The 24,240-nt window shown below is 33.2% G+C and carries 36 protein-coding genes and 2 pseudogenes; 33 read left to right on the top strand and 5 right to left on the bottom strand.

The genetic code is table 11. The features are described 5' to 3' along the window. The first annotated feature begins 72 nt into the window (after positions 1–72). Together DFR57_RS08040 and glnA are read left to right on the top strand one after the other, a co-directional pair. Positions 73–459: a MerR family transcriptional regulator gene (locus DFR57_RS08040; RefSeq protein ID WP_114352831.1), complete on the top strand. Its 387-nt coding sequence runs from the start codon at positions 73–75 to the stop codon at positions 457–459. 23 nt (positions 460–482) lie between these two features. Continuing rightward, positions 483–1,814 (top strand): type I glutamate--ammonia ligase, encoded by a 1,332-nt coding sequence (glnA, locus tag DFR57_RS08035; RefSeq protein ID WP_114352629.1) that lies wholly within the window; start codon positions 483–485, stop codon positions 1,812–1,814. A gap of 109 nt (positions 1,815–1,923) precedes the next feature. Here the strand turns inward: glnA and DFR57_RS18570 are convergent. Next, a pseudogene (locus DFR57_RS18570) lies at positions 1,924–2,240 on the bottom strand (tyrosine-type recombinase/integrase); the annotation flags it as partial. Between the two features lie 134 nt (positions 2,241–2,374). Here DFR57_RS18570 and DFR57_RS08025 point away from each other — a divergent pair. Both DFR57_RS08025 and DFR57_RS08020 read left to right on the top strand, forming a co-directional pair. After that, positions 2,375–2,710: a DnaB-like helicase C-terminal domain-containing protein gene (locus tag DFR57_RS08025; protein ID WP_114352628.1), complete on the top strand. Its 336-nt coding sequence runs from the start codon at positions 2,375–2,377 to the stop codon at positions 2,708–2,710. Beyond that, on the top strand, positions 2,700–2,933 hold the full coding sequence (locus DFR57_RS08020; RefSeq protein WP_114352627.1) for a DnaB-like helicase C-terminal domain-containing protein: 234 nt from the start codon (positions 2,700–2,702) through the stop codon (positions 2,931–2,933). Before DFR57_RS08025 ends, DFR57_RS08020 begins: the two co-directional genes overlap by 11 nt. A gap of 29 nt (positions 2,934–2,962) precedes the next feature. Here DFR57_RS08020 and DFR57_RS08015 read toward each other — a convergent pair whose 3' ends face one another. Beyond that, entirely contained in the window at positions 2,963–3,145 is a 183-nt protein-coding gene (locus DFR57_RS08015) for a hypothetical protein (protein ID WP_114352626.1), read from the bottom strand. Positions 3,146–3,226: 81 nt separating this feature from the next. On the opposite strand from DFR57_RS08015, the gene DFR57_RS18460 reads away from it, so the two are divergent. From DFR57_RS18460 to DFR57_RS07975, 13 genes and pseudogenes are all read left to right on the top strand, one after another. After that, a complete protein-coding gene (locus DFR57_RS18460; RefSeq protein ID WP_245937423.1) occupies positions 3,227–3,490 on the top strand; it encodes a hypothetical protein in 264 nt (87 codons plus the stop codon). Positions 3,491–3,603: 113 nt separating this feature from the next. Then, a complete protein-coding gene (locus tag DFR57_RS18455) occupies positions 3,604–3,750 on the top strand; it encodes a hypothetical protein (protein ID WP_245937422.1) in 147 nt (48 codons plus the stop codon). Between the two features lie 125 nt (positions 3,751–3,875). Continuing rightward, on the top strand, positions 3,876–4,127 hold the full coding sequence (locus tag DFR57_RS18620) for a hypothetical protein (RefSeq protein ID WP_342768835.1): 252 nt from the start codon (positions 3,876–3,878) through the stop codon (positions 4,125–4,127). Next, positions 4,120–4,347 (top strand): hypothetical protein, encoded by a 228-nt coding sequence (locus tag DFR57_RS18615; RefSeq protein ID WP_342768834.1) that lies wholly within the window; start codon positions 4,120–4,122, stop codon positions 4,345–4,347. Before DFR57_RS18620 ends, DFR57_RS18615 begins: the two co-directional genes overlap by 8 nt. A 60-nt stretch (positions 4,348–4,407) precedes the next feature. Then, complete coding sequence (locus DFR57_RS08000; protein WP_342768833.1) at positions 4,408–4,800, top strand: hypothetical protein; 393 nt, start codon at positions 4,408–4,410, stop codon at positions 4,798–4,800. 327 nt (positions 4,801–5,127) lie between these two features. Beyond that, complete coding sequence (locus DFR57_RS18255) at positions 5,128–5,286, top strand: hypothetical protein (protein WP_170132942.1); 159 nt, start codon at positions 5,128–5,130, stop codon at positions 5,284–5,286. Positions 5,287–5,338: 52 nt separating this feature from the next. Continuing rightward, on the top strand, positions 5,339–6,151 hold the full coding sequence (locus DFR57_RS07995) for a DUF6414 family protein (RefSeq protein WP_114352625.1): 813 nt from the start codon (positions 5,339–5,341) through the stop codon (positions 6,149–6,151). Between the two features lie 98 nt (positions 6,152–6,249). Further along, positions 6,250–7,104: a hypothetical protein gene (locus tag DFR57_RS07990; protein WP_114352624.1), complete on the top strand. Its 855-nt coding sequence runs from the start codon at positions 6,250–6,252 to the stop codon at positions 7,102–7,104. A 104-nt stretch (positions 7,105–7,208) separates the two neighbouring features. Further along, on the top strand, positions 7,209–7,529 hold the full coding sequence (locus tag DFR57_RS07985; protein ID WP_114352623.1) for a hypothetical protein: 321 nt from the start codon (positions 7,209–7,211) through the stop codon (positions 7,527–7,529). A 52-nt stretch (positions 7,530–7,581) separates the two neighbouring features. Continuing rightward, positions 7,582–7,902, top strand: coding sequence for a hypothetical protein (locus DFR57_RS07980; RefSeq protein WP_114352622.1), 321 nt, complete (start codon positions 7,582–7,584; stop codon positions 7,900–7,902). Between the two features lie 131 nt (positions 7,903–8,033). After that, complete coding sequence (locus DFR57_RS18250; protein ID WP_170132941.1) at positions 8,034–8,171, top strand: hypothetical protein; 138 nt, start codon at positions 8,034–8,036, stop codon at positions 8,169–8,171. Further along, a complete protein-coding gene (locus DFR57_RS18165) occupies positions 8,161–8,406 on the top strand; it encodes a hypothetical protein (RefSeq protein WP_147269778.1) in 246 nt (81 codons plus the stop codon). The genes DFR57_RS18250 and DFR57_RS18165 overlap by 11 nt, the downstream gene beginning before the upstream one ends. Positions 8,407–8,622: 216 nt before the next feature. Continuing rightward, positions 8,623–9,055: pseudogene (locus DFR57_RS07975) on the top strand (P27 family phage terminase small subunit). Between the two features lie 46 nt (positions 9,056–9,101). On the opposite strand, the gene DFR57_RS18660 reads toward DFR57_RS07975, so the two are convergent. Continuing rightward, a complete protein-coding gene (locus tag DFR57_RS18660) occupies positions 9,102–9,194 on the bottom strand; it encodes an IS3 family transposase (RefSeq protein WP_114352621.1) in 93 nt (30 codons plus the stop codon). Positions 9,195–9,634: 440 nt separating this feature from the next. Here DFR57_RS18660 and DFR57_RS18160 point away from each other — a divergent pair, with 440 nt between their 5' ends. The 4 genes from DFR57_RS18160 to DFR57_RS18245 all read left to right on the top strand — a co-directional run bounded on the left by DFR57_RS18160 (position 9,635) and on the right by DFR57_RS18245 (position 11,034). Further along, on the top strand, positions 9,635–9,814 hold the full coding sequence (locus DFR57_RS18160) for a hypothetical protein (RefSeq protein ID WP_147269777.1): 180 nt from the start codon (positions 9,635–9,637) through the stop codon (positions 9,812–9,814). A 292-nt stretch (positions 9,815–10,106) separates the two neighbouring features. Then, entirely contained in the window at positions 10,107–10,457 is a 351-nt protein-coding gene (locus DFR57_RS07960) for an N-acetylmuramoyl-L-alanine amidase CwlD (RefSeq protein ID WP_114352620.1), read from the top strand. Positions 10,458–10,562: 105 nt separating this feature from the next. Beyond that, on the top strand, positions 10,563–10,763 hold the full coding sequence (locus DFR57_RS07955; RefSeq protein WP_245937421.1) for an N-acetylmuramoyl-L-alanine amidase: 201 nt from the start codon (positions 10,563–10,565) through the stop codon (positions 10,761–10,763). Between the two features lie 97 nt (positions 10,764–10,860). Continuing rightward, on the top strand, positions 10,861–11,034 hold the full coding sequence (locus DFR57_RS18245; RefSeq protein WP_170132940.1) for a peptidoglycan-binding domain-containing protein: 174 nt from the start codon (positions 10,861–10,863) through the stop codon (positions 11,032–11,034). A 101-nt stretch (positions 11,035–11,135) separates the two neighbouring features. Here DFR57_RS18245 and lexA read toward each other — a convergent pair whose 3' ends face one another. Next, complete coding sequence (lexA, locus tag DFR57_RS07950) at positions 11,136–11,756, bottom strand: transcriptional repressor LexA (protein ID WP_114352618.1); 621 nt, start codon at positions 11,754–11,756, stop codon at positions 11,136–11,138. A gap of 275 nt (positions 11,757–12,031) precedes the next feature. Between lexA and DFR57_RS07945 the strand changes: the two genes are divergently transcribed. The 7 genes from DFR57_RS07945 to DFR57_RS07915 all read left to right on the top strand — a co-directional run bounded on the left by DFR57_RS07945 (position 12,032) and on the right by DFR57_RS07915 (position 17,452). Further along, on the top strand, positions 12,032–12,697 hold the full coding sequence (locus DFR57_RS07945) for a YneB family resolvase-like protein (RefSeq protein WP_114352617.1): 666 nt from the start codon (positions 12,032–12,034) through the stop codon (positions 12,695–12,697). 101 nt (positions 12,698–12,798) lie between these two features. Further along, positions 12,799–13,023: a DUF896 domain-containing protein gene (locus DFR57_RS07940; protein WP_114352616.1), complete on the top strand. Its 225-nt coding sequence runs from the start codon at positions 12,799–12,801 to the stop codon at positions 13,021–13,023. A 224-nt stretch (positions 13,024–13,247) separates the two neighbouring features. Then, positions 13,248–15,248 carry a transketolase gene (tkt, locus tag DFR57_RS07935; RefSeq protein WP_114352615.1) on the top strand — a complete coding sequence of 667 codons (2,001 nt, stop codon included), beginning with the start codon at positions 13,248–13,250 and terminating at the stop codon, positions 15,246–15,248. A gap of 170 nt (positions 15,249–15,418) precedes the next feature. After that, positions 15,419–15,640 (top strand): YneF family protein, encoded by a 222-nt coding sequence (locus tag DFR57_RS07930; RefSeq protein WP_114352614.1) that lies wholly within the window; start codon positions 15,419–15,421, stop codon positions 15,638–15,640. A gap of 110 nt (positions 15,641–15,750) precedes the next feature. Further along, positions 15,751–16,455: a cytochrome c biogenesis CcdA family protein gene (locus DFR57_RS07925; RefSeq protein ID WP_114352613.1), complete on the top strand. Its 705-nt coding sequence runs from the start codon at positions 15,751–15,753 to the stop codon at positions 16,453–16,455. 75 nt (positions 16,456–16,530) lie between these two features. Then, the gene (locus DFR57_RS07920) at positions 16,531–16,959 is read left to right on the top strand and encodes a Na(+)/H(+) antiporter subunit B (RefSeq protein ID WP_114352612.1); all 429 of its coding nucleotides are present in this window, start codon (positions 16,531–16,533) and stop codon (positions 16,957–16,959) included. Positions 16,960–16,990: 31 nt separating this feature from the next. Then, positions 16,991–17,452, top strand: coding sequence for a CcdC family protein (locus tag DFR57_RS07915; protein WP_114352611.1), 462 nt, complete (start codon positions 16,991–16,993; stop codon positions 17,450–17,452). A gap of 31 nt (positions 17,453–17,483) precedes the next feature. On the opposite strand, the gene DFR57_RS07910 is transcribed toward DFR57_RS07915, so the two are convergent. After that, entirely contained in the window at positions 17,484–17,960 is a 477-nt protein-coding gene (locus DFR57_RS07910; protein WP_114352610.1) for a DUF2621 family protein, read from the bottom strand. 385 nt (positions 17,961–18,345) lie between these two features. Between DFR57_RS07910 and DFR57_RS07905 the strand changes: the two genes are divergently transcribed. The 5 genes from DFR57_RS07905 to DFR57_RS07885 form a co-directional block, all read left to right on the top strand. Further along, complete coding sequence (locus DFR57_RS07905) at positions 18,346–19,440, top strand: ATP-binding protein (protein ID WP_114352609.1); 1,095 nt, start codon at positions 18,346–18,348, stop codon at positions 19,438–19,440. Between the two features lie 271 nt (positions 19,441–19,711). Further along, positions 19,712–22,417 carry an aconitate hydratase AcnA gene (gene acnA, locus DFR57_RS07900; protein WP_114352608.1) on the top strand — a complete coding sequence of 902 codons (2,706 nt, stop codon included), beginning with the start codon at positions 19,712–19,714 and terminating at the stop codon, positions 22,415–22,417. 132 nt (positions 22,418–22,549) lie between these two features. Further along, positions 22,550–23,107, top strand: coding sequence for a TlpA disulfide reductase family protein (locus tag DFR57_RS07895; RefSeq protein ID WP_114352607.1), 558 nt, complete (start codon positions 22,550–22,552; stop codon positions 23,105–23,107). 84 nt (positions 23,108–23,191) lie between these two features. After that, positions 23,192–23,440, top strand: a complete 249-nt coding sequence (gene tlp / locus DFR57_RS07890) for a small acid-soluble spore protein Tlp (RefSeq protein WP_114352606.1) — start codon at positions 23,192–23,194, stop codon at positions 23,438–23,440. A 195-nt stretch (positions 23,441–23,635) separates the two neighbouring features. Next, positions 23,636–24,240: transposase family protein (locus DFR57_RS07885; protein ID WP_147269776.1), on the top strand; the 605-nt coding region annotated here is incomplete at its 3' end.

Here is a 24,240-nt window from a genome sequence, read left to right as displayed (position 1 = left end):
TGACAAGAAAATTACATTATGTATAATATAAATATGGATAAGCAATTGAAAGGGGTGTATTTAGTGAGTGATATGGATAGACGCTCGATGCCACTATTTTCCATTAGCATTGTTAAGTCCTTAACCGGATTAACTGCTAGACAAATTAGGTATTACGAACAACACCACTTGATTCATCCTGCTAGAACTACGGGGAATCAGCGTTTATTCTCTTTTAATGATGTTGATCGATTACTAGAAATCAAAGAATTAATCGAAAAAGGCATTAATTTAGCAGGTATTAAGCAAGTATTATCATTGAAAGAAATGCCAATAACCAAAGAAGTAGATGCAGAAAAAACATCAGAAGATTTATCTGATAAAGAATTACGTAAGATACTGCATAAAGAATTATTTGATTCTGGTCGTTTTGGCAAAACCTCGTTAAGACAGGGAGAATTATCACGATTCTTCCATTAAAATAAAAAAGGAGAGTTTATTACATGGGATTAACTAAAGAAGAAATTAAGCAAAAGATTAAAGAGGAAAATGTAAAATTTATTCGTTTACAGTTTACAGATTTACTAGGTACAATTAAGAATGTTGAGATTCCATTAGGTCAAATTGACAAAGCATTGGATAATCAAATGGTATTTGATGGTTCATCCATCGAAGGATTTGTACGTATAGAGGAATCTGATATGAAACTTTATCCAGACCTTGATACATTTGTAGTATTCCCTTGGACTTCAGAAAAAGGTAAAGTTGCACGTTTTATTTGTGACATTTACAATACTGATGGTACACCATTTGAAGGTTGCCCTCGTTATAACTTAAAAAGAAATCTTAAAAAAGCAGAAGAAATGGGCTTCACAGCTTTCAATATCGGTACTGAGCCTGAATTTTTCCTTTTCAAATTAGATGAAAAAGGTGATCCTTCATTAGAGTTAAATGATAAGGGTGGATATTTCGACTTAGCGCCTACTGATTTAGGTGAAAATTGCCGTCGTGACATCGTACTTGAATTAGAAGAAATGGGATTTGAAATTGAAGCTTCTCACCACGAAGTAGCACCTGGTCAGCATGAAATTGATTTTAAATATTCAGATGCAATTAAACACGCGGATGATATTCAAACTTTTAAATTAGTAGTAAAAACTATTGCTCGTAAGCACGGTTTACATGCTACATTTATGCCTAAGCCACTATTTGGTGTGAATGGTTCTGGTATGCACTGTAATATGTCTTTATTTAAAGGCAAAACAAATACATTCTTAGATGAAAATGGTCCATTAGAATTAAGCAAAACTGCATATCAATTTATTGCTGGAATACTTAAGCACGCATTAGCTTTTACAGCAGTTACAAACCCTACTGTAAATTCTTATAAGCGTTTAGTTCCTGGTTATGAAGCGCCATGTTATGTTGCTTGGTCAGGTTCTAACAGAAGTCCACTAATCCGTGTACCAGCTTCACGTGGTTTAAGTACTCGTGTTGAAGTACGTAGTGTGGATCCAGCTGCAAATCCATATCTAGCATTAGCTGTATTACTAGCATCTGGTTTAGATGGTATTGAGAATAACCTTGATGCACCTAAAGCAGTAGATCGTAATATTTATGTTATGGACAAAGAAGAAAGAGAAGCTAGCGGTATTCAAGATTTACCTGCTACATTGTTTGACGCTCTACAACAATTATCTCGTGACGAAATAGTTGTAAATTCATTAGGTGAGCACTTATTCGAACACTTTATTGAATCAAAAGAAATTGAGTGGGATATGTTCCGTACACAAGTACACCCATGGGAAAGAGAACAATATATCCAAGCATATTAATATCATCAAACCCTTTGATACCATTGGTATCAAAGGGTTTTTCTTTGTCTCTAGAAGATTGCTAGTTTTATCGCACCCCATAGTGTACCCCAAAAACACCCCAAAAAATTTATTTGTTAATTTCATTAAAGTGTGATTCATATTTATCAATTGGATCCTTGTTCAATCTTATAGAAATATGAGAATAGACATCTGCGGTAATTTGATAACTGCCGTGACCTAATCTTTCTTGAATGAACTTCATGTCGTTTCCAGCTTTTAAAAGTAAAACAGCATGCTTGTGACGTAGGGAATGGATGGGGAGAGAACTTATATTTGCTTGCTTTAAAATGCGTCAGAACGCATTAAATAAACTTGATTTTGCAATGATATAACCATCTCTTCACGACAGAAAACTAAGTTAAGATCATGATGATAAATATAGTTAAAACAAGTATGTTTGTTCTGTTTTAAGTGTGAAAATTTTTATTAAGAAGTTGTTGAGGTATTCCATATTGTTCTGTACCTTCTTGAATCGTTATGAATGAGAACCAATTAAAAGGTCGAATTATCTCTAATTTATCAGGGATCCCTATAACCGTGTAAAGAATAAAGAACTTAATCCTGGTCAATACGCTGATATTGAAGAAGCATACAAACGTTTAGAACAGCTTCCAGTTTTTATTCAAGATAGTTTCGGAATTACCATTGATCAAGTTAAGTCGCCTGTAAAAAGCTTTAAAAGAAAATATGGTGATCTTTCAATGGTTGCTGTTGATTACTTGCAGATCATGAAAATTCCTAGATCGAAAGGAGAAACAAGGGCAGAATCAATTGGAAAAGTGACAACAGCTGCAAAGAATATTCCTCGTGAAATGCATTGTTGCTTCATGATGCTCTATCAAAATGAATCGTGATAATGAAAAGCAAGCACAAAAACCAACTTTAGCTAGTTTAAAAGAATCAGCATCCATTGAGCAAGATGCAGATGTTGTAGAATTCCTTTGGCACGAGCCAAACGGCAGAGAACAACAAGGAAAAGTTATTCAACAATTTATTGCTAAAGGTCGTGATGTTGGCATTAATGAATTTAGAATACTTTTTAGAGGATGGAAACAGCATTTTGAAGAGGTAGATTGATTTGAAGAAAAAAGACCGCAAAAGCAGCCTTACAATTTATCGTGATGATTGTTCTTTTTTACCTCGTGAGATATTTCAGATAAAATTCTATTTTTTTCTTTTAATATCTTTATCAATGTTAAGGCAAACCAAACAACAAAAATAATGGCAGCGATTGATAAAATTATTGGAATTAGAGTAATAAAAATACCAAAAACATTCAATGAGGTCATCGCTAAAATTCACCTCCTATACATTAGGGATATAATAACATTATTAACTTTATTTAACAAATAGAAAGAAGATGATTTTGAATGAGATTCATAGGAGTAGATCCAGCAAGTAAAACAGAATTTGTCGCACTAGATGAAAGCGTACAAGTATTAAAAGCAAAAGAATTAACCGGAATTGGTGATAAGGATCCAAAACGAATGATAACATTAATTTTTGATATTATGCAGCATATTAAAAAGATGACATTATCTGTGTTGAAGGTTTTGCATTTGATACACAAAAGGCAATGTTTGCCGGTGGCCTGTATCACGGTATTAAGAATGAACTCTTCAGAAGAGGATTGAAATATTACGAGGTTGCTCCTAATGCCGTTAAAAAATATGTCAATGAAACATGATGGATAGGTGAACCAAGTAATAAGAGAAGGTTAAAAGGTAAAGAAAAGAAATTAACAGTAATGGCAGCAGTTAAAGATCATTTCGGCTTTGAACATCCGAGTGACAACGTAGTTGATGCTTATATAATGTCACAAATTGCGTTATCTGCTAAAAAAGGAAATGTTCAATGTTCTTACCAAGTTGATGTTTTAACAAAAGAAAACTAGCGTAATTTAAATGTTTAATTAAGCCATTCTCAGAGGTTTTCCATTTGATAGATATAAAGGAACCGCACTTGCAAAATGTCAGAGTGTTTAAAAATACCATATAAATATTAGAAGGTTTGATTGTTATGTCAAAAGTAGAATTAAGTGTATTGTTTAAAAAGATTAAGAAGGTCGATAAAAAAGAAGTATTGGAATTTCATGTGCAGGGTGATGAACTAGATCATTCTGATGAATTAGTAAACATGGCAGGTGATATTGCTACTTTAGGAGTTAAAGAAAGTGGAGTTGAAAATTACCTTGCTGAATTCAAGTCCATTCAACGTGATAGTAAAAAGACTGTACTTAAATGCAATGTCAAAGGTGATAGTGATGGGTAAAATATTAAAGTTATATGAATTCGCTGGTAGAAGTAGTGTATTGTTCTTTGAGCAATCACAAATGACGATTGAAGAATTTGAAAAAATACATGAAAGTGTTGAATACATTGTTAATCTTAATGGTACCGCAACAGTAGAAGGGCAAATGAGTACCGAAGATTTGCCTGCAGGAGAACCAAATGAAGTTAATTTTGATTATGATGACTTACTAGATACGTAAATATTATAGCCCTGTCATAGCGGGGCTTTCTTCTTTAAGCTAAAGCAGAGGCGGGTGAGCATGTTGTATGAATGGTTACAAGATTATCAAGAAATTGAACAAGAAGTAATGTACTTAGAATTTGAACTTTCACGGAATAGAAGAGAACTAGGAAGATGGATAAGCGGAGATCTAGTAGATGTTAAATTAAGTGAAAAATCAAAAGCTACTTATTTAGAAGAGACTATTTTTAATATTGAATATGAGTTAGCTCATAAGATGAATGACTTGTATGACTCCAGACGATTAATTAGTAAATTTAAAGGACTTGATCATCAAATCATTTACAGAAAATATGTTGAAGGAAAAAAACTAATTGATATGGCAGGTGATCTAGGGAAATGTCCTAATTATATCTATAACAAACATACTGAAATTATGAAACGGATAGATTTTGCTTATAATTTTAATTAACATTAATTCACGTTGTAAAAATATTATAGAATCTATTGAAATTCTGTTTTATAGTAGGAACATAGAAATCTGACAAAGTCGATTGAGCACATGCTTGATCGGCTTTTTATTATGCAAATACTTGTTTGTACTATAATTAGCTGACACCTTTTGCTATCAGCGGATTAGCGGACAGTGCTGTCATCTATGTAGTTGACACTACTGTCATCTAATTAGCGGACTCCTTAACGAGTTTCTTCATTAGAATGAAATTCCTAAAGAAAACATTAAAGAAAACAACTAGAAAATTGTTTTTAATTATTTTTTTAAAAGGAAGAAGGTGGTGATATGAAAATAGCTGATCGATTGGATAAGGACCAAAAGAATAAACTGAATTCAATCAGAGACAAGCCTATGATTAAGAAAGATTGGTTAGAGTTAATGGGTGTTCATCGTGATACGTATAAACGTAGTAAAGGTGGAGTTTTTAAGAATAATAGAACATAATGCAGGAATTCCCTTCTTTTTGTCGAATATTTTTGAAAAGGAGGATGATAAAATGTTTTTACCTACTATTTACTGGCAAGATGGAAAAAGAACAAAGCAATTTTTAGAAATGCTTGTTGAAGATTTAATGACAGAATATAACATTACTCAAAGCAATGGACAAACTAAAAATCTTGAAGTAGGAGGAAATGCTGAGAAAGTTCTAGCAAAATATCGCAAAGGTTCTGAAAACAATCACCAAGTTGAAGGCACTGTTAGTAAATCTGATTCTGCTTTATTTAAAGATTTGTATACAATTTTAGATGATAAGGATATGATTCAGAAATTAATTGGGTTTGATGAGGAGATTTGGGATCAATTAAAATCTGGGGAATTTATAGAACTCTCCGGAGAATTTAATCAATCACCAGCTGAACTCGTATTGTCTAGCATGATGGATATGGTAGACCAATATAAAGGTTTTTTTGAAGATTCTACAAACAAAGAAGATATAGACCTAGCTTCATCATTGTTAAAGTTTAAAAAAGCAACAGTGATTATCCATCCATATATAGACAGTAATGAAGATTATAAGTTCTTCACATCTTTAGATACTGATGGTTTTGTTGAAGATAGGTATGATTTAGAAGGAGAATTCATCATTCTGGCTAAAATCAAAAAGATTTTTAAACCTCACCAAAAAATTGATTTAATAAAATTATTACCAGGTAAACTTAAAGTTAATAGAAAACAACTTCTAACATTTATACCACAATTAAGTGATAGCGACGATATAACTTTTGATGTAGAAAATATTGATGAAGAATCCTTCGAAATTAAAGGGCCTGTTATAGAACTAACACCAATAGCAATTTACCAGGAATAACAAAAAGAGACATCTCATAACGAGGTGTCTTTTTAATTTATTGCAGGGATCTGCTTCTTTTTGTCGAATTTAGTAATTAGGCATGGAGGGAGGAAAATATGACTGAGAGTATAAAGAAAAAGAAATGTTTTATAATTACACCTATAGGATCAGATAATTCAGATATTAGAAGAGCTGCAGAGGGTTTAATTGATTCTTTAATTATTCCAGTTTTAAAAGATGAAGGATTTGAAGTAGATGTTGCTCATAGAATGTATAATTCTGGTTCTATTACTAAATCATTAATTAGCAGAATTTTAACAGATGATCTCGTTGTAGCAAACTTAACAGCTTTAAATCCAAACGTAATGTATGAAGTAGCTATCCGTCATGCTACAAGAAAACCTATTGTTCAATTATGTGAAATGGGAACGAAATTACCTTTTGATATTGTAGAAGAGAGGACTATATTCTACAGAAATGACATGTTAGGTGTTGTGGAGAAAAAAGAAGATTTTAGGAATATGGTTGTAGGAGCAATGAAAGATGAAGAACCTGATAATCCAATATATAGAGCTACTGAAGAGCTATCAGTTTTGAAAGATGTGAAAGAGAAGGATCCTGAAAAATATGACATCTTAAAAAGAATGGATGAATTAGAAAGTACTATAATGTCTATCGTGAATTCTGAAAAGAAATATAACAATGAAAATAATTTAAAGTATTACAAAGATTGGACTGGATATTCTCAAAATGAATATGAAATTAAGATTAAATTAATAGAGCCTGACGTTGACATTAAGACTTTGGTTAAGGAAATTGCTAAAATATATAATTTAGGTATAGCATTAACGATAAACAATAATATCAAATTAAAAATAAAAATCAGAGATGAAAGAGATATTAGTTATTACGTAAACGAAATTGAACAAAAATTTAAGGAAATTGAAATTATTGAAGTGAATGAAAGGTAGTAGGATAAAATGGGTAAAAAATTTAAGAAGTAGACTTTTAAATCTACTGCAGGAATCTCCTCTTTTTTTGACGAATAGAGTAGGTAGAAGGGAGGTTAATTACATTGGAATTAATGGTATCTAGAGATTTAATATTAGATGATTTAGGAAACTATTATCAAATTAAATCAATAAATAAAAATAAAATCACTTTAGTTAATGCTATTGTCTTTTATGCCTACAACAGAATTTTGAATGATGATTATTATGAAGAATACAAGGGGCAAGCAGTAGCTGCACCAGCAACTAAGATTGTTAAGAATAAAATAAAAAAACTGGAAAACAACGAAACAAAAGGTAGAATTTACAATTTAACAGACGTTTCAAAAAAATATGTTGTAGTTGTAGACGGCCTTTATGAAAGAGAAATTTCAGTTAATAATTAAGACGCTCTTGACAGGGTGTCTTTTTATTTTTCATAAAAGGAGCGTGTTAATCATGGCTGACAATAAGTCGTGCGAAGAAATAAATAAACCAAAACCACCAGTGACTGTGAAAAAGAAGAATACAATATTTGAAGCTGACTTTTCATCTAGTAAAGATTTCATTGTTGAAACTTATTTCGATATAAACGGAACATTTAAAGGATTAAAAGCAATCCAACGTGAAGCGAAGAAAGCGGCAGCTGCATTAAAAGAGTTGGATGAGACTAAACGATTCATTTGTCCATCTTGTGGATTAATAAGTTTAGATATTGTAACAGTTTACGCAGATAATCGTTTAGCATATTACGATAAGAAATGTATGGAATGTGGGTGATCGAGTTGATAGCACAATGTTCTAATTGCAGTATGTCAACAACCATAATATTTAAACAACAGGACCATGCAAAAGGAATTAAAGAGACATACTTTGATTGTTAACATTGTAAGAAAAGATATACATCTTATGTGACGAACAAAGCTGTAAGGGCTAAGCAAAAAGAGATTCGACGGATTAAAGATCAGGCTACACGTGAGAGATTACAACAAGAAGTAAACCAAAGAATGTCTGAGCTAAAAACTGAGTTGATTGATCATGCCACATAAACCTAAGCGTCCATGTGCAAGAGTAGGTTGTCATAATCTAACAGAAAAAACTTACTGTACTGATCATCAAATTAATAATCAAGATACTTATAACCGTACTTACAATCGCTATCAAATGGATAAGCAAATGGATAGCTTCTACAAGTCACGGAAATGGCAGCGGCTAAGAAGATTAGCTTTCGAAAGAGATAAAGGTTTATGTCAACGATGTTTGCAACAAGGAATATTAAAGTAAGCTGATGTTGTCCATCACATGGAAGAAGTAAAGGAAAGTTGGAACAAACGCTTTGAATTGGCTTACTTGGAAAGTCTTTGTCATCGTTGTCACAATAATATTCACAAGCAACTCCCCGGGGTAAGTTTTTTAACTGTTGTTGCTGTAGAGCGAAGCATCCCACAAGCGCGCACAAAAATCAGTTTTTGAATTATTATTTTTAAGGAGGTGTAATTGATGGCAGGAAGGAAAAAAGAACCTTTATCAGTTATACAGGGAAAAGGTCGTTCAAACCATATAACTAAAGAAGAAGCTTTAAGATGTCATACCGATAATATTGAGCCACCTAGATATTTATTAAAATCACAAACGAGTTTCAGAGATTGAAAATTTTTAGCAACCTAGATATAGATAGTCTTGCTCGTTATGTTGATTCAAAAGATCAATATATTAAGTTGATTCGAGTATTAAGAAAGACCAAACTTCAGAAGATTTCAAATAATACTCTCAGATACAACTAAGTAAAAATTTACTTTTTAGTGAGTGTCGGTCAACTGCCAATGATTTAGGTTTGACGATTACATCTCGATTAAAATTAGTGATTCCAGAAGGGGATGGGGATATTAAAGCTAAAAGTGAAGCGGAAAAAGGGTTTAGTGGTCGATTATGAAGAGTGCCGAACAGCTCTGATCTCCCCTAAAGGTAAGAGTTTTATATTAAGCAATGAATTTTCTTGTGCGAGTTCGGTATTCGACTGGACTCATACCTGCCAATTTTTGTTTTATTCGCTTGTAATTATAATAATCCATATCTTCTTCTTTTGATTAGAAATTCATAATCTCTTAATGAGTTCAGAGTTTGAAGAAGGATATTTTAACGGATGGAAACTGGTGGTTACATTGATGATATGGACCTCGAGATAATATAAGTAACTTTGGATAAAGAAGAGAATGAATTATAAATCTTCTTTGGTGTAGAGCTAAGTGTTAGTTTTAGTTTAGAAAATATTGATCCAACCTATTAAAGATATGATTCCGGAGATGGGATGATTTCGGAAAGTAGCAACACACTACTATATCTACGAGGAGATATAACATATTCTCTTAATCAAGAATAATTACTGATTATGTAGAGAAAGACATTAACTTTCTATACGCATCTCAATTGAGGTGCTTTTTATATATCCAAAAATGGATACGAGGGGGTTGAAAATGACGGTATTTTTAAAGAAACTACGCAAAGCGCCAAATTGAAATCAGGATTAGATTATAGCAAAAGAGGTGTGGATGATATCAAGCTGGACTTAAAATCCAATGAAAATAAAAGGGAAGCTGTAGGTGATCGAGTGACAAGGGTGAAAGAATCAGCAATGCAGGCACATAAGTGCGTTGATGTAATTAGTAAGAAAAATGCAGAAGTGAAAATATGAGGGAGATGAATAGTATGGATAAAGGAACAATCGTAAGAAGTATTGCCTTAGCAATTACTTGGAGCAACGTGATTTTAGCAAACTATGGATGAAAACCTAATCTCGTTTTAGATGAAGAAATAACTGCAACAGGATTAGTATTGATAGTAAGGGATTGGACTTGGTTTAAGAATACTTATTTAACTGCTACCGGTAAAGCGTTGAAAGAAGTTTTAGAGTAGAAGGGATTGTACAAATAGCTGTCCTATGAGGAATGGCTATTTTCTATTATAAATAAGAGGAGGAAATAAAAATGACAAATTTAATCACGTTAAAAGATGGGAACTGGGCAGACGAGGATATATATAATCGGTCTACACCTAGTAAACGAACACCTTATAATAAATCACTTGGACGCACAATTAAAGCAAATGAGTTTAATAGACCGTTGGTGGACTTTTTAGTAATTGAAATAGAAAGATGTGGCTTTGTCACAATTAAGGTAGCAGATGATGATTACAACAAACCATTAAGCGTTAGAACAGATCGTGCGAATAAAGCAGAGGCTGATGCTTATGTTAGCATTCATTTTATTCTTTCTATGGTACGTTTGAGAGTGCTAATCCTTCAGGTATTAGCCTGCATGTCTATCCAGAGCATCTAAATAAAAGAGCTGGTAAGTTAGTAGCTAACATTGCTAAGTATCACCAAAAGGCAAAATTACCGTGATATTAAAGAGGGTAATTTTCATGTCTTCCGTGAGACGAACATGATCGCCGTATTAAGCGAAAATGGTTTCATGGATAATGAAGTGAAATTTCTTTTGATGCTGGATCTTGAATTTCAAAAAGACGTAGCTATTGAACACACAAAGAGCATTTGTGATTACTTTGGAGTAGCCAATAAATCTGATGACAAAGTAGATATGACAAAGCCAAAAACTGCTAGCAAAAAAGTTAATTTGAAATAGGTACAATCCAAGATGGTATCATTAGTGACCAAGTCCACAATCAAACGACAGACGCTATTGTGAATGGTATTGAGTTGGAAGTGGGGAAAAAGGAAGTATGGTAATTAAAGCATTACAGAAAAGAGTAGGTGCGAAGCAAGATGGTTTAGTGGGACCAAAAACAATTAGAAAAATTCAACTATATCTATTAACCTATCAAGATGGAAAAATCAGTGAACCTTCTGAAATGGTTAAGCCTATGCAACACATTTTGAGTGAGGGTAAATTTTAAAATAACATGCTCTAACATTGTACTGACTCCTGAAAGTTAGACCAAAAAACTCACAGCTGACTATAAGCTGCGAGTTTTAATATTCAAATCAAAATATAAGATTAGATATGACGATATAATCCCACTACTTTTCCTAGAATCGTAACATTATCATAGAGTAATGGCTCCATGGATGCATTTTCCGGCTGTAATCGAACGTGATCTTTTTCTTTAAAGAAACGTTTAACAGTCGCTTCTCCTTCATCGGTCATAGCAACAACAATTTCCCCGTTTATTGCCGTATTTTGTTGTTTGACAATTACCATGTCACCATTCAAAATACCTGCCTCTATCATACTATCACCTTCGATAATCAAAACATAAATTTGATCTTCAGGGTTAGCAACAGATTTTGGTAATGGAATATATTCCTCAATATTCTCTACAGCGGTAATTGGGACACCAGCCGTTACTTTACCTATTACAGGAGCAAAAGTAGCAGCTTCTTTAGGAACCTCTAAATCTCCTTCATGCTGAAGTACTTCAATTGCACGAGGCTTTGTAGGATCTCTTCGAATGTAACCCTTTTTTTCAAGTCGAGCTAAATGTCCATGAACAGTCGAACTAGAAGCAAGTCCCACTGCTAATCCAATTTCACGAACGGATGGTGGGTAACCCTTTTTATCAACTTCTTCTTTTATATAATTTAAAATTGCTTCTTGTCGTTTTGATAAATTAGTCATTATATAGACTCCTTAGTCATAGTTTTTATTAAAGTAATTATAACATGGCAAAAACAAAAAAACAAACATTCGTTCGAGAAATACTTGACAGGAACTTTTGTTCGTATATAATAAAAGTAGAACAAAGGTTCTAAGAACAATCGTTCCTAAGTGAGGTGAATATAATGTTAAAAAATTTATCAAAACATGATGTTTTCTATTTGATCCTTTTTGTTTTAATGCTAGTATTCTTATATGCCTCCATGGCGACTAGTTAATATAAAGGATGAATATTAGTGAAAGCTGTTATATATTGTCGTGTAAGTACACAAAAAGAAGCACAATCATCTTCATTAGCTAGACAAAAAAGTGAATTACTAAAAATGGCTGCTAATTATGATATGCAAGTAATCAAAATTATTGAAGAAAGAAAAAGTGGATATGATATTGAACGAGAAGGTGTCTTTTCAATGTTAGATATTTTTGCAGCAAAAAAAGCAGACACTTTATTGATACAAGATGAGACACGTTTAGGTAGGGGAAATACGAAGATTGCTCTTTTCCGACAACTTCAAAAATTATCAGTTTCAATTTACACATGTAATGAGCAGGGAGAACTGAGATTTTCTGAAGCTGATTCTATGGTTTTAGAAATTGTGTCTATAGTGGAAGAGTATCAACGTAAATTACACAATGCGAAAATCAAAAGAGGCGTGCAAAAAGCGGTTGGAAACGGGTTTGATCCAAGCGATAATTTGTCTAAAATAGACCAAGCGCCTGGGCGTGAGCGGAGAGATTTCCCTCTTCAAGAAGTGATCCGTCTAAAGAAAAAGGGTTTACCCTTTACGGATATCACTGCCACATTAAAAGGAATGGGGTATCAAGTGTCAAAAGCTACTGTTCATCGAAGGTATAAAGAATACGAATTACTTGAATTCGATAAAAAAGATAAGTTAAGATAAAAGAGAGTATACACAGTAAATGATGTATGCTCTCTTTTATAATTTCCAAAATATTAAACTTTGACCTAAAATAAATGATAATTAATAGAGGAGGTTTGGATATGTTAATGAAAGAAAAGATTGCCCGTATAAATGAATTAGCTAATAAATCCAAGAAAATGGAATTAAGCGAAGAAGAAAAAATCGAACAAAAAGAGCTAAGAGCAGAGTATTTACAAAACGTTAGGAAATCTTTTAAAAATCAATTTAAAGGGATGAAAGTAGTGGATCCCAACGGAAAAGATGTTACCCCAGAAAAAGTGAAAAAGCTAAGAAATGAAAAATAATAGGGATAAACATAAAAAAGAGGTGATACTAGATATATGTGTTCACCTCTTTTTGTTTAGTCCACTAGTTTCAAAATATTCTGATTAGTAAACGAAGAAGTTTTGACGTATAATGACACATATATGCGCTTTTTTGTTAGTTAACACTTGTTTTATTGCTAAAATAGTTATAGGATATAAAATGTACGTACATATTTCGTTAATGTAGGAAAGGGGAATTTTAAATGTCAGTTAACACAGAAAATTTATCTATTAATACGATCAGAACTTTATCTATTGATGCAATTGAGAAAGCGAATTCTGGTCACCCCGGTTTACCAATGGGGGCTGCACCAATGGCTTATAATTTATGGACAGAGCATATGTCGCATAATCCTAAAAGCTCAAAGTGGTTTAACCGTGATCGCTTTGTATTATCAGCAGGGCATGGTTCTATGCTACTTTATAGCTTGTTACACCTTTCTGGTTATAATGTAACAATTGATGATCTAAAGGGATTCCGTCAGTGGGATTCAAAAACTCCTGGACACCCTGAAGTACATCACACTGATGGTGTAGAAGCAACAACTGGACCATTAGGTCAAGGGGTAGCGATGTCAGTTGGTATGGCAATGGCTGAGAAGCATTTGGCAGCTAAATACAATAAAGATGGATTTAATGTAGTAGACCACTATACATTTGCTCTAGTAAGTGATGGAGATTTAATGGAAGGTATCTCACATGAAACTGCTTCTTTAGCAGCTCATTTAAAATTGGGCAAGCTGATTGCACTTTATGATTCTAACGATATTTCATTAGATGGTGAACTTAATAAATCTTTCTCTGAAAATGTAGAAGGACGTTTTAAAGCTTATGGTTGGCAAGTAATTCGCGTAGAGGATGGTAATGATACAGAAGCTATCTCAAAAGCAATTGCTGAAGCTAAGAAAAATACTGATCAACCTACTTTAATCGAAGTGAAAACTGTTATTGGATATGGTTCTCCAAATAAATCTGCTTCTGCTGCATCCCATGGTGCACCTCTTGGAGCTGATGAGATTAAATTGACAAAAGAATTCTATAAATGGGAACACGAAGACTTCTCCGTTCCAGACGAAGTCTATGAAGATTTCAACACGAAAATTGTTGAAAAAGGTAAAAAAGAAGAGGCAGCATGGGAAAAATTATTTGCTGACTATAAAGCTAAGTATCCTGAATTAGCTGAAGAATTAAATCAAGCAATGAATAATCAATTACCTAAAGATTGGGATAAAGATCTTCCAGTATATGAAGCAGGTAAAGACACTGCAGCAACGCGTGCTACTTCAGGTGAAGTATTAAATGCAATAGCTAAAAGTGTACCTAGCTTATTTGGTGGAAGTGCCGATTTAGCAGGTTCTAATAAAACAAACTTAAAAGATGCAGGAGATTTCTCAGCGCAAACTCCAGAAGGTAGAAATATATGGTTTGGTGTACGAGAATTCGCAATGGCTGCAGCCCTAAACGGTATGACTTTACATGGTGGACTAAGAGTATTTGGCGGTACATTCTTTGTATTTAGTGATTACTTGCGACCAGCTGTACGTTTATCTGCGATTCAATCATTGCCTGTAACGTTTGTTCTTACGCATGATTCTATTGCGGTAGGGGAAGATGGTCCAACGCACGAGCCTGTTGAACAACTTGCTGCATTTAGAGCGATGCCTAACCTATCTGTTATTCGTCCTGCAGATGGAAATGAAGTACAAGCAGCATGGCGTTTAGCTATGGAATCTGAAAAAACTCCAACTGCATTAGTATTAACGCGTCAAAACCTTCCTACTTTAGAAGGTACTGCTAAGAACGCTTATGAGGGTGTTAAAAAAGGTGGATATGTAGTTAGTCCAGCTAAAGGTGACTCTCCTGAAGCAATTTTAGTTGCAACTGGGTCAGAAGTTCAACTAGCTGTTAAAGCACAAGCAGAGCTAAGTAATGACGGAATTGATGCTAGCGTAGTAAGTATTCCTTCATGGGATAGATTTGCTCAGCAATCTGCTGAATATAAAAACCAAGTACTACCAAAAGATGTGAAAAAGCGTGTCGGTATTGAGATGGCTTCTTCTCTTGGTTGGGAACGTTTCGTTGGTGATGAAGGTAAGTTAATCACTATTGACGGATTTGGTGCTTCAGCAAATGGAGATAAAATTATTGAAGAATATGGCTTTACTGTAGAGAACGTTGTTTCTACTGTTAAATCATTATTTTAATTAATTGATGCAAAAAATCCCTGATTGTTTAATTAGTCAGGGATTTTCTTGTGTTTATTGCTACAAAAATATATTAGAAATCAATTTTTTTGTTTAGTAAACTCTACTTGTATTCTTCTATTACTTTTAATATACTGTAGAATAGATAATGTTAAGGAGGAAAGCTTTGTATGAGTACTTTATGGGTCGTATTAATCGCTATAGTAGCGCTCTTAATTGGTATTGCGCTAGGATTTTTCATAGCGAGAAAATACATGATGAGCTATTTAAAGAAAAACCCACCTATTAATGAGCAAATGTTGCGTACATTAATGATGCAAATGGGTCAAAAACCGTCTCAGAAAAAAATTAAACAAATGATGAGAGCAATGAATAATAATCAAGAAAAATAAATTGAATTATTGTTTAAACAATTAAAATCCTTGCTTTACCTAGCAAGGGTTTTATCTATATAAAGAGAGAGTTAACATAAATAGGAAGATTTATAAATGGAGTGGGATTATTGACAGAACTAAACATTTTTATTGCTTTTGGTGCCGGCTTTCTTTCCTTTATATCCCCTTGTGTATTACCTTTATACCCAGCTTTTCTTTCATACATAACAGGTATGAGTGTAAATGAATTAAAAAATGAAAATACTAAATTTAATTATAAAAGTTTCATTCATACTGTTTTCTTTCTAATCGGTTTCTCTAGTATATTTATTTTACTAGGATTTACCACAACATATATTGGTGAATTTTTATTTCGGTGGCAGGATCTTATAAGACAAATAGGAGCAATACTAATTATTTTCTTTGGATTAATTATTATTGGTGCTCTTAATTTCCAGTTTTTAATGAAGGAAAGAAAAGTTCACTTGAAAAATAGACCTGCAGGATTTTTTGGTTCCTTTGTGATTGGAATGGCTTTTTCACTTGGGTGGACACCATGTACGGGACCAATTTTAATGTCTGTTATAACATTAGCTGCAACTGATACTGGAACAGGTGTAATTTTAATGAGTGCATATTCATTAGGTTTTTCCGTGCCTTTTCTAGTACTATCATTCTTTATAGGTAAAATGCAATGGATTAAGCGAAACAGTATAAAGCTAGTGAAAATAGGTGGATATGTTATGATTGTGATGGGCATAATGTTGTTTTTTGACTTTATGACTAGACTAACATCTTTTCTTGCGAGCTTCTTTGGCTTTTATGGTTTTTAATTATTTGAAAATAACTTTTTAAACGATATTTTTTAAAAATTTTATAAGTTAGTTTTATAAGAGAGGTTGAAAATTATGGTGAAATCAAATGATCTAATATTACGAACGATGACAGTCCTTATTGCCTTCATCTTATTTGGCTTTGCTGTTTACTTATTGTTAGCAGGCCATAATGCTCCAGGTGGTGGGTTTATTGGTGGTCTAATGACAGCCGCAGCTATCCTTTTAATGTATATGGCTTATGGTACGACTACTGCAAATAAAATTTTACCCATTAATTATCGTATCCTTATAACAGTTGGGTTAATTATTGCGGTTGGTACAGGTGTTGGTTCATTTATTTTTGGCCAACCATTTATGAGTCAAACCTTTGATTATTATCACTTTCCGTTATTTGGGGAGCTAGAGCTCGCAACGGCCCTTATATTTGATTTAGGAGTGTACTTAACCGTAATTGGTGTTACGATGACGATCGTATTAACAATATCAAATGATAGAGAATAATTTGATATGGTAAGAAATGAGCTGATGTAAAATGAATTGGGCAATTGCGAGTTCTGTCGGTGCTGTGATTATGGCTGTTGGAATGATATTTATACGAATGCGTGCATCAAAAAGGCCTACAAATGTAAAAAGAATAATTCTTCCACCTGTTTTTATGAGCACTGGTGCAGCGATGTTTATCTTTGAGTATTTTCGAGTTGCTTGGATTCAAGTAATAGAAGCATTTTTTGTTGGTGCAGTCTTTTCTATTCTTTTAATTTTAACTACAAAATTCGAAAAAAGAGATGGCGATATTTTTCTGATCCCATCAAAATGGTTTATTGTTACTTTATTTGGGCTCTTATTAATACGAATTGTCTTAAAAGCAATATTAGGGCAACATATATCATTAGGAGAGACTGGTGGAATGTTTTTCATTCTTGCATTTGGAATGATTATTACATGGCGTATTTCAATGCTTTTTAAATATTTAAGAATCGTAAACAAAATCTAAATAATAAATAAATATGCAACAAATCGAAGTATTATTTATTTCGATTTGTTGCATATTTTTTGTTTCGGTAATCATCTGGAGAAGCTTCAAAATAACTTTCGTATGGAGTAATGCTTATTTGTTTTTCTTTTAATTTCTTTTTTAAAAATTTATGATCTCGCTTAGGAGTAGCAAGTATATAGCCTTTTATAATAGTATCCATAGAAATGTTTTTTTCGTTATTCTTTAAAGCAAGTTCCCCAACTTTACCTGCAATTTTTTGACGCGCCACATCTCTGAACAGTTCTGGAACAGGAGCTACTAATTCCTCTAGTAGCTTTTTTTGTTCTGGATTCCAGCGATTTTTGGTTTCTTTAATATAGTATTCTTCCCAATCCATATCAGATCTTCCATCTTGTTTTGGTAATTTTTTGAGAAACTTCCTGAACATAAAATATCCACCAATTGTTAACAAGCCAATGAGTAGAAATGTCCATAAAATAATAAAAATTGAAAATTCAGTTGACATATTTAGCACCAAACCTTTTTTTATAATTAACAAATTATGTATAATAGTAAATGTTTAGAGAATAGAGTGGTAAAACTATAAAGGGCCTTAATTGGTAAAAATTTGCGTATCAGGCTATTTAACTAAATTTTCGACAAAATACCACTAATCGTCAAGAGAGCGTTTATATTTTCCAAGATTTGTAGTAAGATAGCATTGAATCGATGAATTTTTACATTTTAATAGGAAAGTTATGCCATTCAAAAAGACTTAAATTATTTTATACATAATTAATCTATTATTTCATAGCTATAAATAATATAGTGTTTATATTTTATTATAGCACGTTGGACACATGAATATAAACTTTTCAAAGACTGTTTCCAAGTACGATAGGAGGATTGGAATGAATGATTATGTAGACCAAAATGAAGAGGATGATTTTTTTGCAACTCCTATAAATACAGAGTTAATCACCAGTCTTCCTAGAGAAGTTTTATCAGAAATTAGCAAAAATCTATTTGATTTAATTATTATATGTGATGAAAAAAAACGTATTATTTTTATTTCGGACTCTGTAAAATATCAATTAAATTATAGAAAAGAAGAAATCATCGGTCACTTCTTCTTTGACTTTATACCAAGAAGTGATAAAAAAAATCTCTATAATAAATTTGACAACAACTATTCAGGACAACAAAAATTTTATTTTAGACTTAAATCAAAAATGGACAAATATATCCTGTTTGAATCAAATGTAGTGCAAATAATGGATGAAGAGGAAGGTAATAAAATAGTAGCAGTTTCTAAAAACATTACAGATAAAAAAATAGCAGAGGAAATGATGATCCGTTCTGAAAAAATGTCAGTGGCGGGCCAGTTAGCGGCAGGTATTGCACATGAAATTAGAAATCCTTTAACATCTATTAAAGGTTTCCTACAGTTAATGCAAGCAGGGGTCGAGGGCAAGGAAGCTTATCATAAGATTATGACTGAAGAAATCGAAAAGATAGAAGCGATTACTACAGAGTTACTATTTATCTCTAAGCCAATGACAGATGAAAAAACCATGGTTGATGTAAAATCAATGATTGAGGACGTAGTGGTTCTGCTACAAACACAAGCGAGTCTTTATGGTATTACGATCTCAGTTAATTCCTTTTCTAATAAAGAAATTTATTGCGACCGTTCTCAAATAAAGCAAGTGTTAATAAATCTTATCAAAAATGCGATCGAAGCAATGGAGGATAATGGTTATATTTGGGTAGATGTAAGCTACACTTATGCTACATGCGCTATCAAAGTTATAGATGAAGGACCAGGAATTCCGCATCAAATGATTGAAAAGTTAAAAGAGCCATTCTTTACCACAAAGAAAAATGGGACAGGTTTAGGTTTAATGATCTGTAATCAAATTATTGAAAACCATCAAGGAGTGTTAAATATTAGTGGAAATAAAGATAAAGGAAGTACATTTGAAATTATTTTACCTATTATGTAACTTTTGATCATTACATTTGTTTTATGTGATGGTCTTTTTTTATAAAAAATTGTTTTTAGAATATAGATGTAAACAATAATCTTATTATTTGCACTTAACTATATGAATTTTCTATTAAAATAGATTTTCGACATAATTTCTGTTGAATTGTTTTACTTATAAACCGATTTCATTTAAAATAATATAGTGCAGAGCATATGTGTGACATATGAATGGGGATTATTTAGGGATCGATGAACGATCTTACATATTGAAGGGGGTAACAATTCACATGACAAATCAAGATGTATTTCAAGCAAAAAAGCAATTTGAATTGAATGGGAAAAAGTATAACTACTATGATTTAAAAGCATTAGAAGAAGCTGGATTAGGGAAAATTGAACGTTTACCTTTTTCGGTTCGCGTATTGTTAGAATCTTTAGTTCGTCAATATGATGGAAAAGTAATTAAAGATGAACATGTAAAAAGCTTAGCAAACTGGGGCAAGGAAAAAGGTGCAGACGTTCCTTTTAAGCCATCAAGAGTTATATTGCAAGACTTTACAGGTGTACCTGCTGTAGTGGACTTAGCATCTCTTCGTAAAGCGATGGTTGATATGGGTGGTTCACCTGACGAGATCAATCCTGAAGTTCCAGTGGATTTAGTTATTGACCACTCTGTTCAAGTTGACCAGTATGGTACAAGTGATGCATTACGTATCAATATGGAATTAGAATTCGAACGTAATGGAGAAAGATATGAATTTTTAAATTGGGCACAAAAAGCATTTGATAATTATCGTGCTGTACCACCAGCAACTGGTATCGTGCACCAAGTTAACTTAGAATATATTGCAAATGTAGTACATGCATTAGAAAATGAAACCGGGGAGTATGATGCTTTCCCTGATACTTTATTTGGTACCGACTCTCATACAACGATGATCAATGGTTTAGGTGTATTAGGTTGGGGTGTTGGTGGTATAGAAGCAGAAGCAGGAATGCTTGGACAGCCTTCTTATTTCCCTGCACCAGAAGTTATTGGTGTTAAATTTACGGGAAGTTTTCCAAATGGTACTACTGCAACTGACTTAGCATTAAAAGTGACGCAAGTATTACGTGAAAAGAAAGTAGTAGGAAAATTTGTAGAGTATTTCGGACCCGGCTTAAAAGATATGCCTTTAGCTGATAGAGCAACGATATCTAATATGGCGCCTGAATACGGAGCTACTTGTGGTTTCTTCCCGGTTGATGAAGAGTCCTTAAATTATATGCGTTTAACAGGTCGTAGTGAAGACCAAATCGCATTAGTGGAGAAGTATTGTAAAGAAAATAATTTATGGTATTCTTCCGACCAACCAGATCCGGAATTTACCAACTTAGTAGAAATTAATCTTTCTGAATTAGAACCAAATTTATCTGGTCCAAAAAGACCTCAGGATTTAATTCCTTTAACGGATATGAAAAAATCATTTAATGATGCAATTACAGCTCCTGCTGGTAACCAAGGCTTTGGATTAGATAAAGCTGAATTTAATAAAACAGCAAAAATTAATCATCCAGATGGTAAAACGTCTGAAATGAAAACTGGTGCAGTTGCAATCGCAGCAATCACATCTTGTACAAACACTTCTAACCCATATGTTATGTTAGGGGCAGGATTGTTGGCGAAAAAGGCAGTAGAAAAAGGTCTGGAAGTTCCAGCTTATGTTAAAACTTCCTTGGCTCCAGGTTCAAAGGTTGTAACAACTTATCTTGAAAATTCTGGTTTAATGGAATACTTGAATAAGCTAGGATTTAATCTTGTTGGTTATGGTTGTACGACATGTATTGGTAACTCAGGACCGCTTCGCGAGGAAATTGAAGAAGCAATTGCTGATAATAATCTAACTGTAAGTTCTGTTTTATCTGGTAATCGTAACTTTGAAGGTAGAATTCATCCGCTTGTTAAAGCAAATTATTTAGCGTCGCCACCATTAGTGGTAGCATATGCTCTTGCTGGTACAGTAGATGTTGATCTTAGAAGTGAACCTATGGGGATCGATAAAGATGGTCAGCCTGTTTACTTTGATGATATTTGGCCAACTCTAGAAGAAATTAGAAATGAAGTAGAGAAAGTTGTTACACCAGAGATTTTCCGTAAAGAATATGAAAATATATTTGATTCAAACGAAAAATGGAATGCGATTGAAACAACGGATGAGCCATTATACAAATGGAATGACGAGTCTACTTATATTCAGAACCCACCATTCTTTGAAGGATTATCTAAAGACGGCGGGAAGGTAGAAGCATTAAAAGGATTACGTGCAATTGGTAAATTTGGTGATTCTGTAACTACCGACCACATTTCACCAGCCGGTGCAATTGCAAAGGATATGCCAGCAGGTAAATATCTACAAGAAAAAGATGTTTCTCCTCGTAACTTTAACTCATACGGGTCTAGACGTGGTAACCATGAAGTTATGATGAGAGGTACATTTGCAAACATTAGAATTAAGAATTTACTTGCACCTGATACAGAGGGTGGTTACACCACTTACTGGCCAACAGGGGATGTAATGGCAATTTATGATGCTGCAATGAAATATCAAGAAGATGGAACAGGTTTAGCGATTCTTGCTGGTAAAGATTACGGTATGGGAAGCTCACGTGACTGGGCTGCAAAAGGTACTAATTTATTAGGTATTAAAACAGTTATTGCTGAAAGCTTTGAAAGAATTCACCGTTCAAACTTAGTTATGATGGGCGTACTACCTTTACAATTTAAAGATGGTGATAGCGCTGATTCTCTAGGTTTAACTGGTAAAGAAACATTTGATGTAGAAGTGGATGAATCAGTACAACCTCGTGATGTAGTTCGAGTTAATGCTATTGGTGAAGATGGAAAAGGAATTACTTTTGAAGCAATAGCAAGATTTGATAGTGAAGTTGAGATTGATTATTACCGTCACGGTGGTATACTTCCAATGGTATTACGTAATAAATTACAAAAGTAATAAGGATGCACAAGGCAGTCATTTGACTGCCTTGTCTTATATTACTGACAACTTTTTTAATTACCTTTTTAATTAAAAGAGAAGAAATGAATTAATTAAAAAGGTAATTATTAAAAAAAGGATGCAGAAATCATGATTAAAAATATAATAGCTATCATTTCCTTAATAGCATTGAGTACAATACTGATTTATCAAAATTTTTGGCCTGAAGAAGATAAACAGGATGGTGCTATGATTGTCTCTCCAGAGGTTGCTTTTCTTCAAAAAGGAGATCAGGTAAATAATTTTGAATTGAAATTATTCGAAAATCAAGAAAAAGTATATACATTTAATACGGAACGAAATAAACCTATTTTTATTAATTTTTGGGCGAGCTGGTGTAAACCATGTCGAGATGAAATGCCAGCCTTGGAAAAATTCAGCAATCAGTACAAAGAAGAATTAGAGGTAATTACAATTAATGTGACAGAAACAGAATCTAAGCTATCAGACGTACAAGCCTTTCTAGATGAAGGAAGCTATACTTTTCCAGTTCTCTTAGATGAAAATTCAGATGTTACAAATGCTTTCTCTGTTATAACAATTCCAACAAGTTTTTTAATTGACGAAAACGGAATTTTAATGGAGGACACGATAAAGGGTGCTCTGACATTAGAGGAAATGACAGAAATGTGGGAAAGAAATAAATAAGGAAAGCTTAAAAGAATAGAAAAAGTCGTTGTCACACATAATATTTTTGAGCTTGTTTAAGCAATAAATATAAGGAGTGAAACAATGACTGATTTAAATCGTGAAAATTTAACTGATAATAAGCCAGATGACAGAAGTGATAATGTTGATAAACTTCAGGAAATGGTGACAAACACTATTGAAAATATTGAAGAGGCGCATGATGCTCTTGCTACTGCATCTGATGAAGAAAAAGAACAAATTGAGCAAAAAAATGAAAGAAGAAATGCAGCTTTAAAAGGCTTAAGAAAAGAAATTAAAGACGAGTATGCTTATCAACAAAGGAAAGAATAAGATAATTCTAAAGATCTCTTTACCTAATTGAAGGTATGGAGATCTTTGTTTTATTATCGAAAATACATATTTTAAGGCTCTAAAATATATGTTGGGGTAAAGAAAAAATTCAGACAAATAAAAACACGCAATCTCCTAATTTTGATAAACTTTGTTTAGACCAATAAACAAAACACAAAAAGGAGATGCGTGTAAGTGAATTCTAACATTTTTTTACCAGGATTAGAAGCGTTTGTCGTTACGAAATCATGTGTGGAAGATGGTTCCTATCAACTTCATCTAGAATTGGAGCGCGAACCTCATAGCTGTCCCTGTTGTGAACAACGAACAGAAAAAGTCCATGATTATCGTGTGCAAAAAATTCAACATCAACATATATTTGGGAGACCAACAACTTTATTCTATCGGAAACGTAGATATGTTTGTGAAAATGAAGCATGTAGAAAACGATTCTATGAAGATAATTCAATGGTAGAACGCTATCAAAGACAATCTGTAGAGTATAAACAAGCAATGGGAATTGAATTAATCCACGGGAAGAACTTTAAGGATGTCGCTTCTCGATTTGGAACCTCCCCAACCACGGTGATGCGTCGTTTTGATCACATTAGTTCTTCGATGTTAAGCGAGACAAAACAGTTACCAGAAATCATAGCGATTGATGAATATAAAGGGGATGCAGGGGGAGAAAAATATCAAACGATAATCGCAGATCCCATTGAAAGGAAACCCTTGGATATTCTGAAAGATCGAAAAAAAGAAACCGTGAAGGAATATCTACGTAAACATGGAGATAACGT

Source organism: Saliterribacillus persicus, assembly GCF_003337485.1.
GTDB lineage: Bacteria > Bacillota > Bacilli > Bacillales > Amphibacillaceae > Saliterribacillus > Saliterribacillus persicus.
Note: the sequence above shows the minus strand (reverse complement) of the source record. Positions and strands in the feature narration are given on the sequence as shown.

Coding starts and splice junctions, on each gene's coding strand:
- tkt (WP_114352615.1), top strand. CDS start 13,248: ATGTCAGTTAACACAGAAAATTTATCTATTAATACGATCAGAACTTTA.
- DFR57_RS07955 (WP_245937421.1), top strand. CDS start 10,563: ATGATCGCCGTATTAAGCGAAAATGGTTTCATGGATAATGAAGTGAAA.
- DFR57_RS07910 (WP_114352610.1), bottom strand. CDS start 17,960: ATGTCAACTGAATTTTCAATTTTTATTATTTTATGGACATTTCTACTC.
- DFR57_RS08015 (WP_114352626.1), bottom strand. CDS start 3,145: ATGACCTCATTGAATGTTTTTGGTATTTTTATTACTCTAATTCCAATA.
- tlp (WP_114352606.1), top strand. CDS start 23,192: ATGACTGATTTAAATCGTGAAAATTTAACTGATAATAAGCCAGATGAC.
- DFR57_RS18255 (WP_170132942.1), top strand. CDS start 5,128: ATGAAAATAGCTGATCGATTGGATAAGGACCAAAAGAATAAACTGAAT.
- DFR57_RS07895 (WP_114352607.1), top strand. CDS start 22,550: ATGATTAAAAATATAATAGCTATCATTTCCTTAATAGCATTGAGTACA.
- DFR57_RS18615 (WP_342768834.1), top strand. CDS start 4,120: ATGGGTAAAATATTAAAGTTATATGAATTCGCTGGTAGAAGTAGTGTA.
- acnA (WP_114352608.1), top strand. CDS start 19,712: ATGACAAATCAAGATGTATTTCAAGCAAAAAAGCAATTTGAATTGAAT.
- DFR57_RS18455 (WP_245937422.1), top strand. CDS start 3,604: ATGGCAGCAGTTAAAGATCATTTCGGCTTTGAACATCCGAGTGACAAC.
- DFR57_RS07915 (WP_114352611.1), top strand. CDS start 16,991: ATGAATTGGGCAATTGCGAGTTCTGTCGGTGCTGTGATTATGGCTGTT.
- DFR57_RS08000 (WP_342768833.1), top strand. CDS start 4,408: ATGTTGTATGAATGGTTACAAGATTATCAAGAAATTGAACAAGAAGTA.
- DFR57_RS18660 (WP_114352621.1), bottom strand. CDS start 9,194: ATGGATTATTATAATTACAAGCGAATAAAACAAAAATTGGCAGGTATG.
- DFR57_RS07940 (WP_114352616.1), top strand. CDS start 12,799: ATGTTAATGAAAGAAAAGATTGCCCGTATAAATGAATTAGCTAATAAA.
- DFR57_RS07920 (WP_114352612.1), top strand. CDS start 16,531: ATGGTGAAATCAAATGATCTAATATTACGAACGATGACAGTCCTTATT.
- DFR57_RS18245 (WP_170132940.1), top strand. CDS start 10,861: ATGGTAATTAAAGCATTACAGAAAAGAGTAGGTGCGAAGCAAGATGGT.
- DFR57_RS07980 (WP_114352622.1), top strand. CDS start 7,582: ATGGCTGACAATAAGTCGTGCGAAGAAATAAATAAACCAAAACCACCA.
- DFR57_RS08040 (WP_114352831.1), top strand. CDS start 73: ATGGATAGACGCTCGATGCCACTATTTTCCATTAGCATTGTTAAGTCC.
- DFR57_RS07905 (WP_114352609.1), top strand. CDS start 18,346: ATGAATGATTATGTAGACCAAAATGAAGAGGATGATTTTTTTGCAACT.
- DFR57_RS08020 (WP_114352627.1), top strand. CDS start 2,700: ATGAATCGTGATAATGAAAAGCAAGCACAAAAACCAACTTTAGCTAGT.
- DFR57_RS18620 (WP_342768835.1), top strand. CDS start 3,876: ATGTCAAAAGTAGAATTAAGTGTATTGTTTAAAAAGATTAAGAAGGTC.
- DFR57_RS07990 (WP_114352624.1), top strand. CDS start 6,250: ATGACTGAGAGTATAAAGAAAAAGAAATGTTTTATAATTACACCTATA.
- glnA (WP_114352629.1), top strand. CDS start 483: ATGGGATTAACTAAAGAAGAAATTAAGCAAAAGATTAAAGAGGAAAAT.
- DFR57_RS07930 (WP_114352614.1), top strand. CDS start 15,419: ATGAGTACTTTATGGGTCGTATTAATCGCTATAGTAGCGCTCTTAATT.
- DFR57_RS18165 (WP_147269778.1), top strand. CDS start 8,161: ATGCCACATAAACCTAAGCGTCCATGTGCAAGAGTAGGTTGTCATAAT.
- DFR57_RS07995 (WP_114352625.1), top strand. CDS start 5,339: ATGTTTTTACCTACTATTTACTGGCAAGATGGAAAAAGAACAAAGCAA.
- DFR57_RS18460 (WP_245937423.1), top strand. CDS start 3,227: ATGAGATTCATAGGAGTAGATCCAGCAAGTAAAACAGAATTTGTCGCA.
- DFR57_RS07960 (WP_114352620.1), top strand. CDS start 10,107: ATGACAAATTTAATCACGTTAAAAGATGGGAACTGGGCAGACGAGGAT.
- lexA (WP_114352618.1), bottom strand. CDS start 11,756: ATGACTAATTTATCAAAACGACAAGAAGCAATTTTAAATTATATAAAA.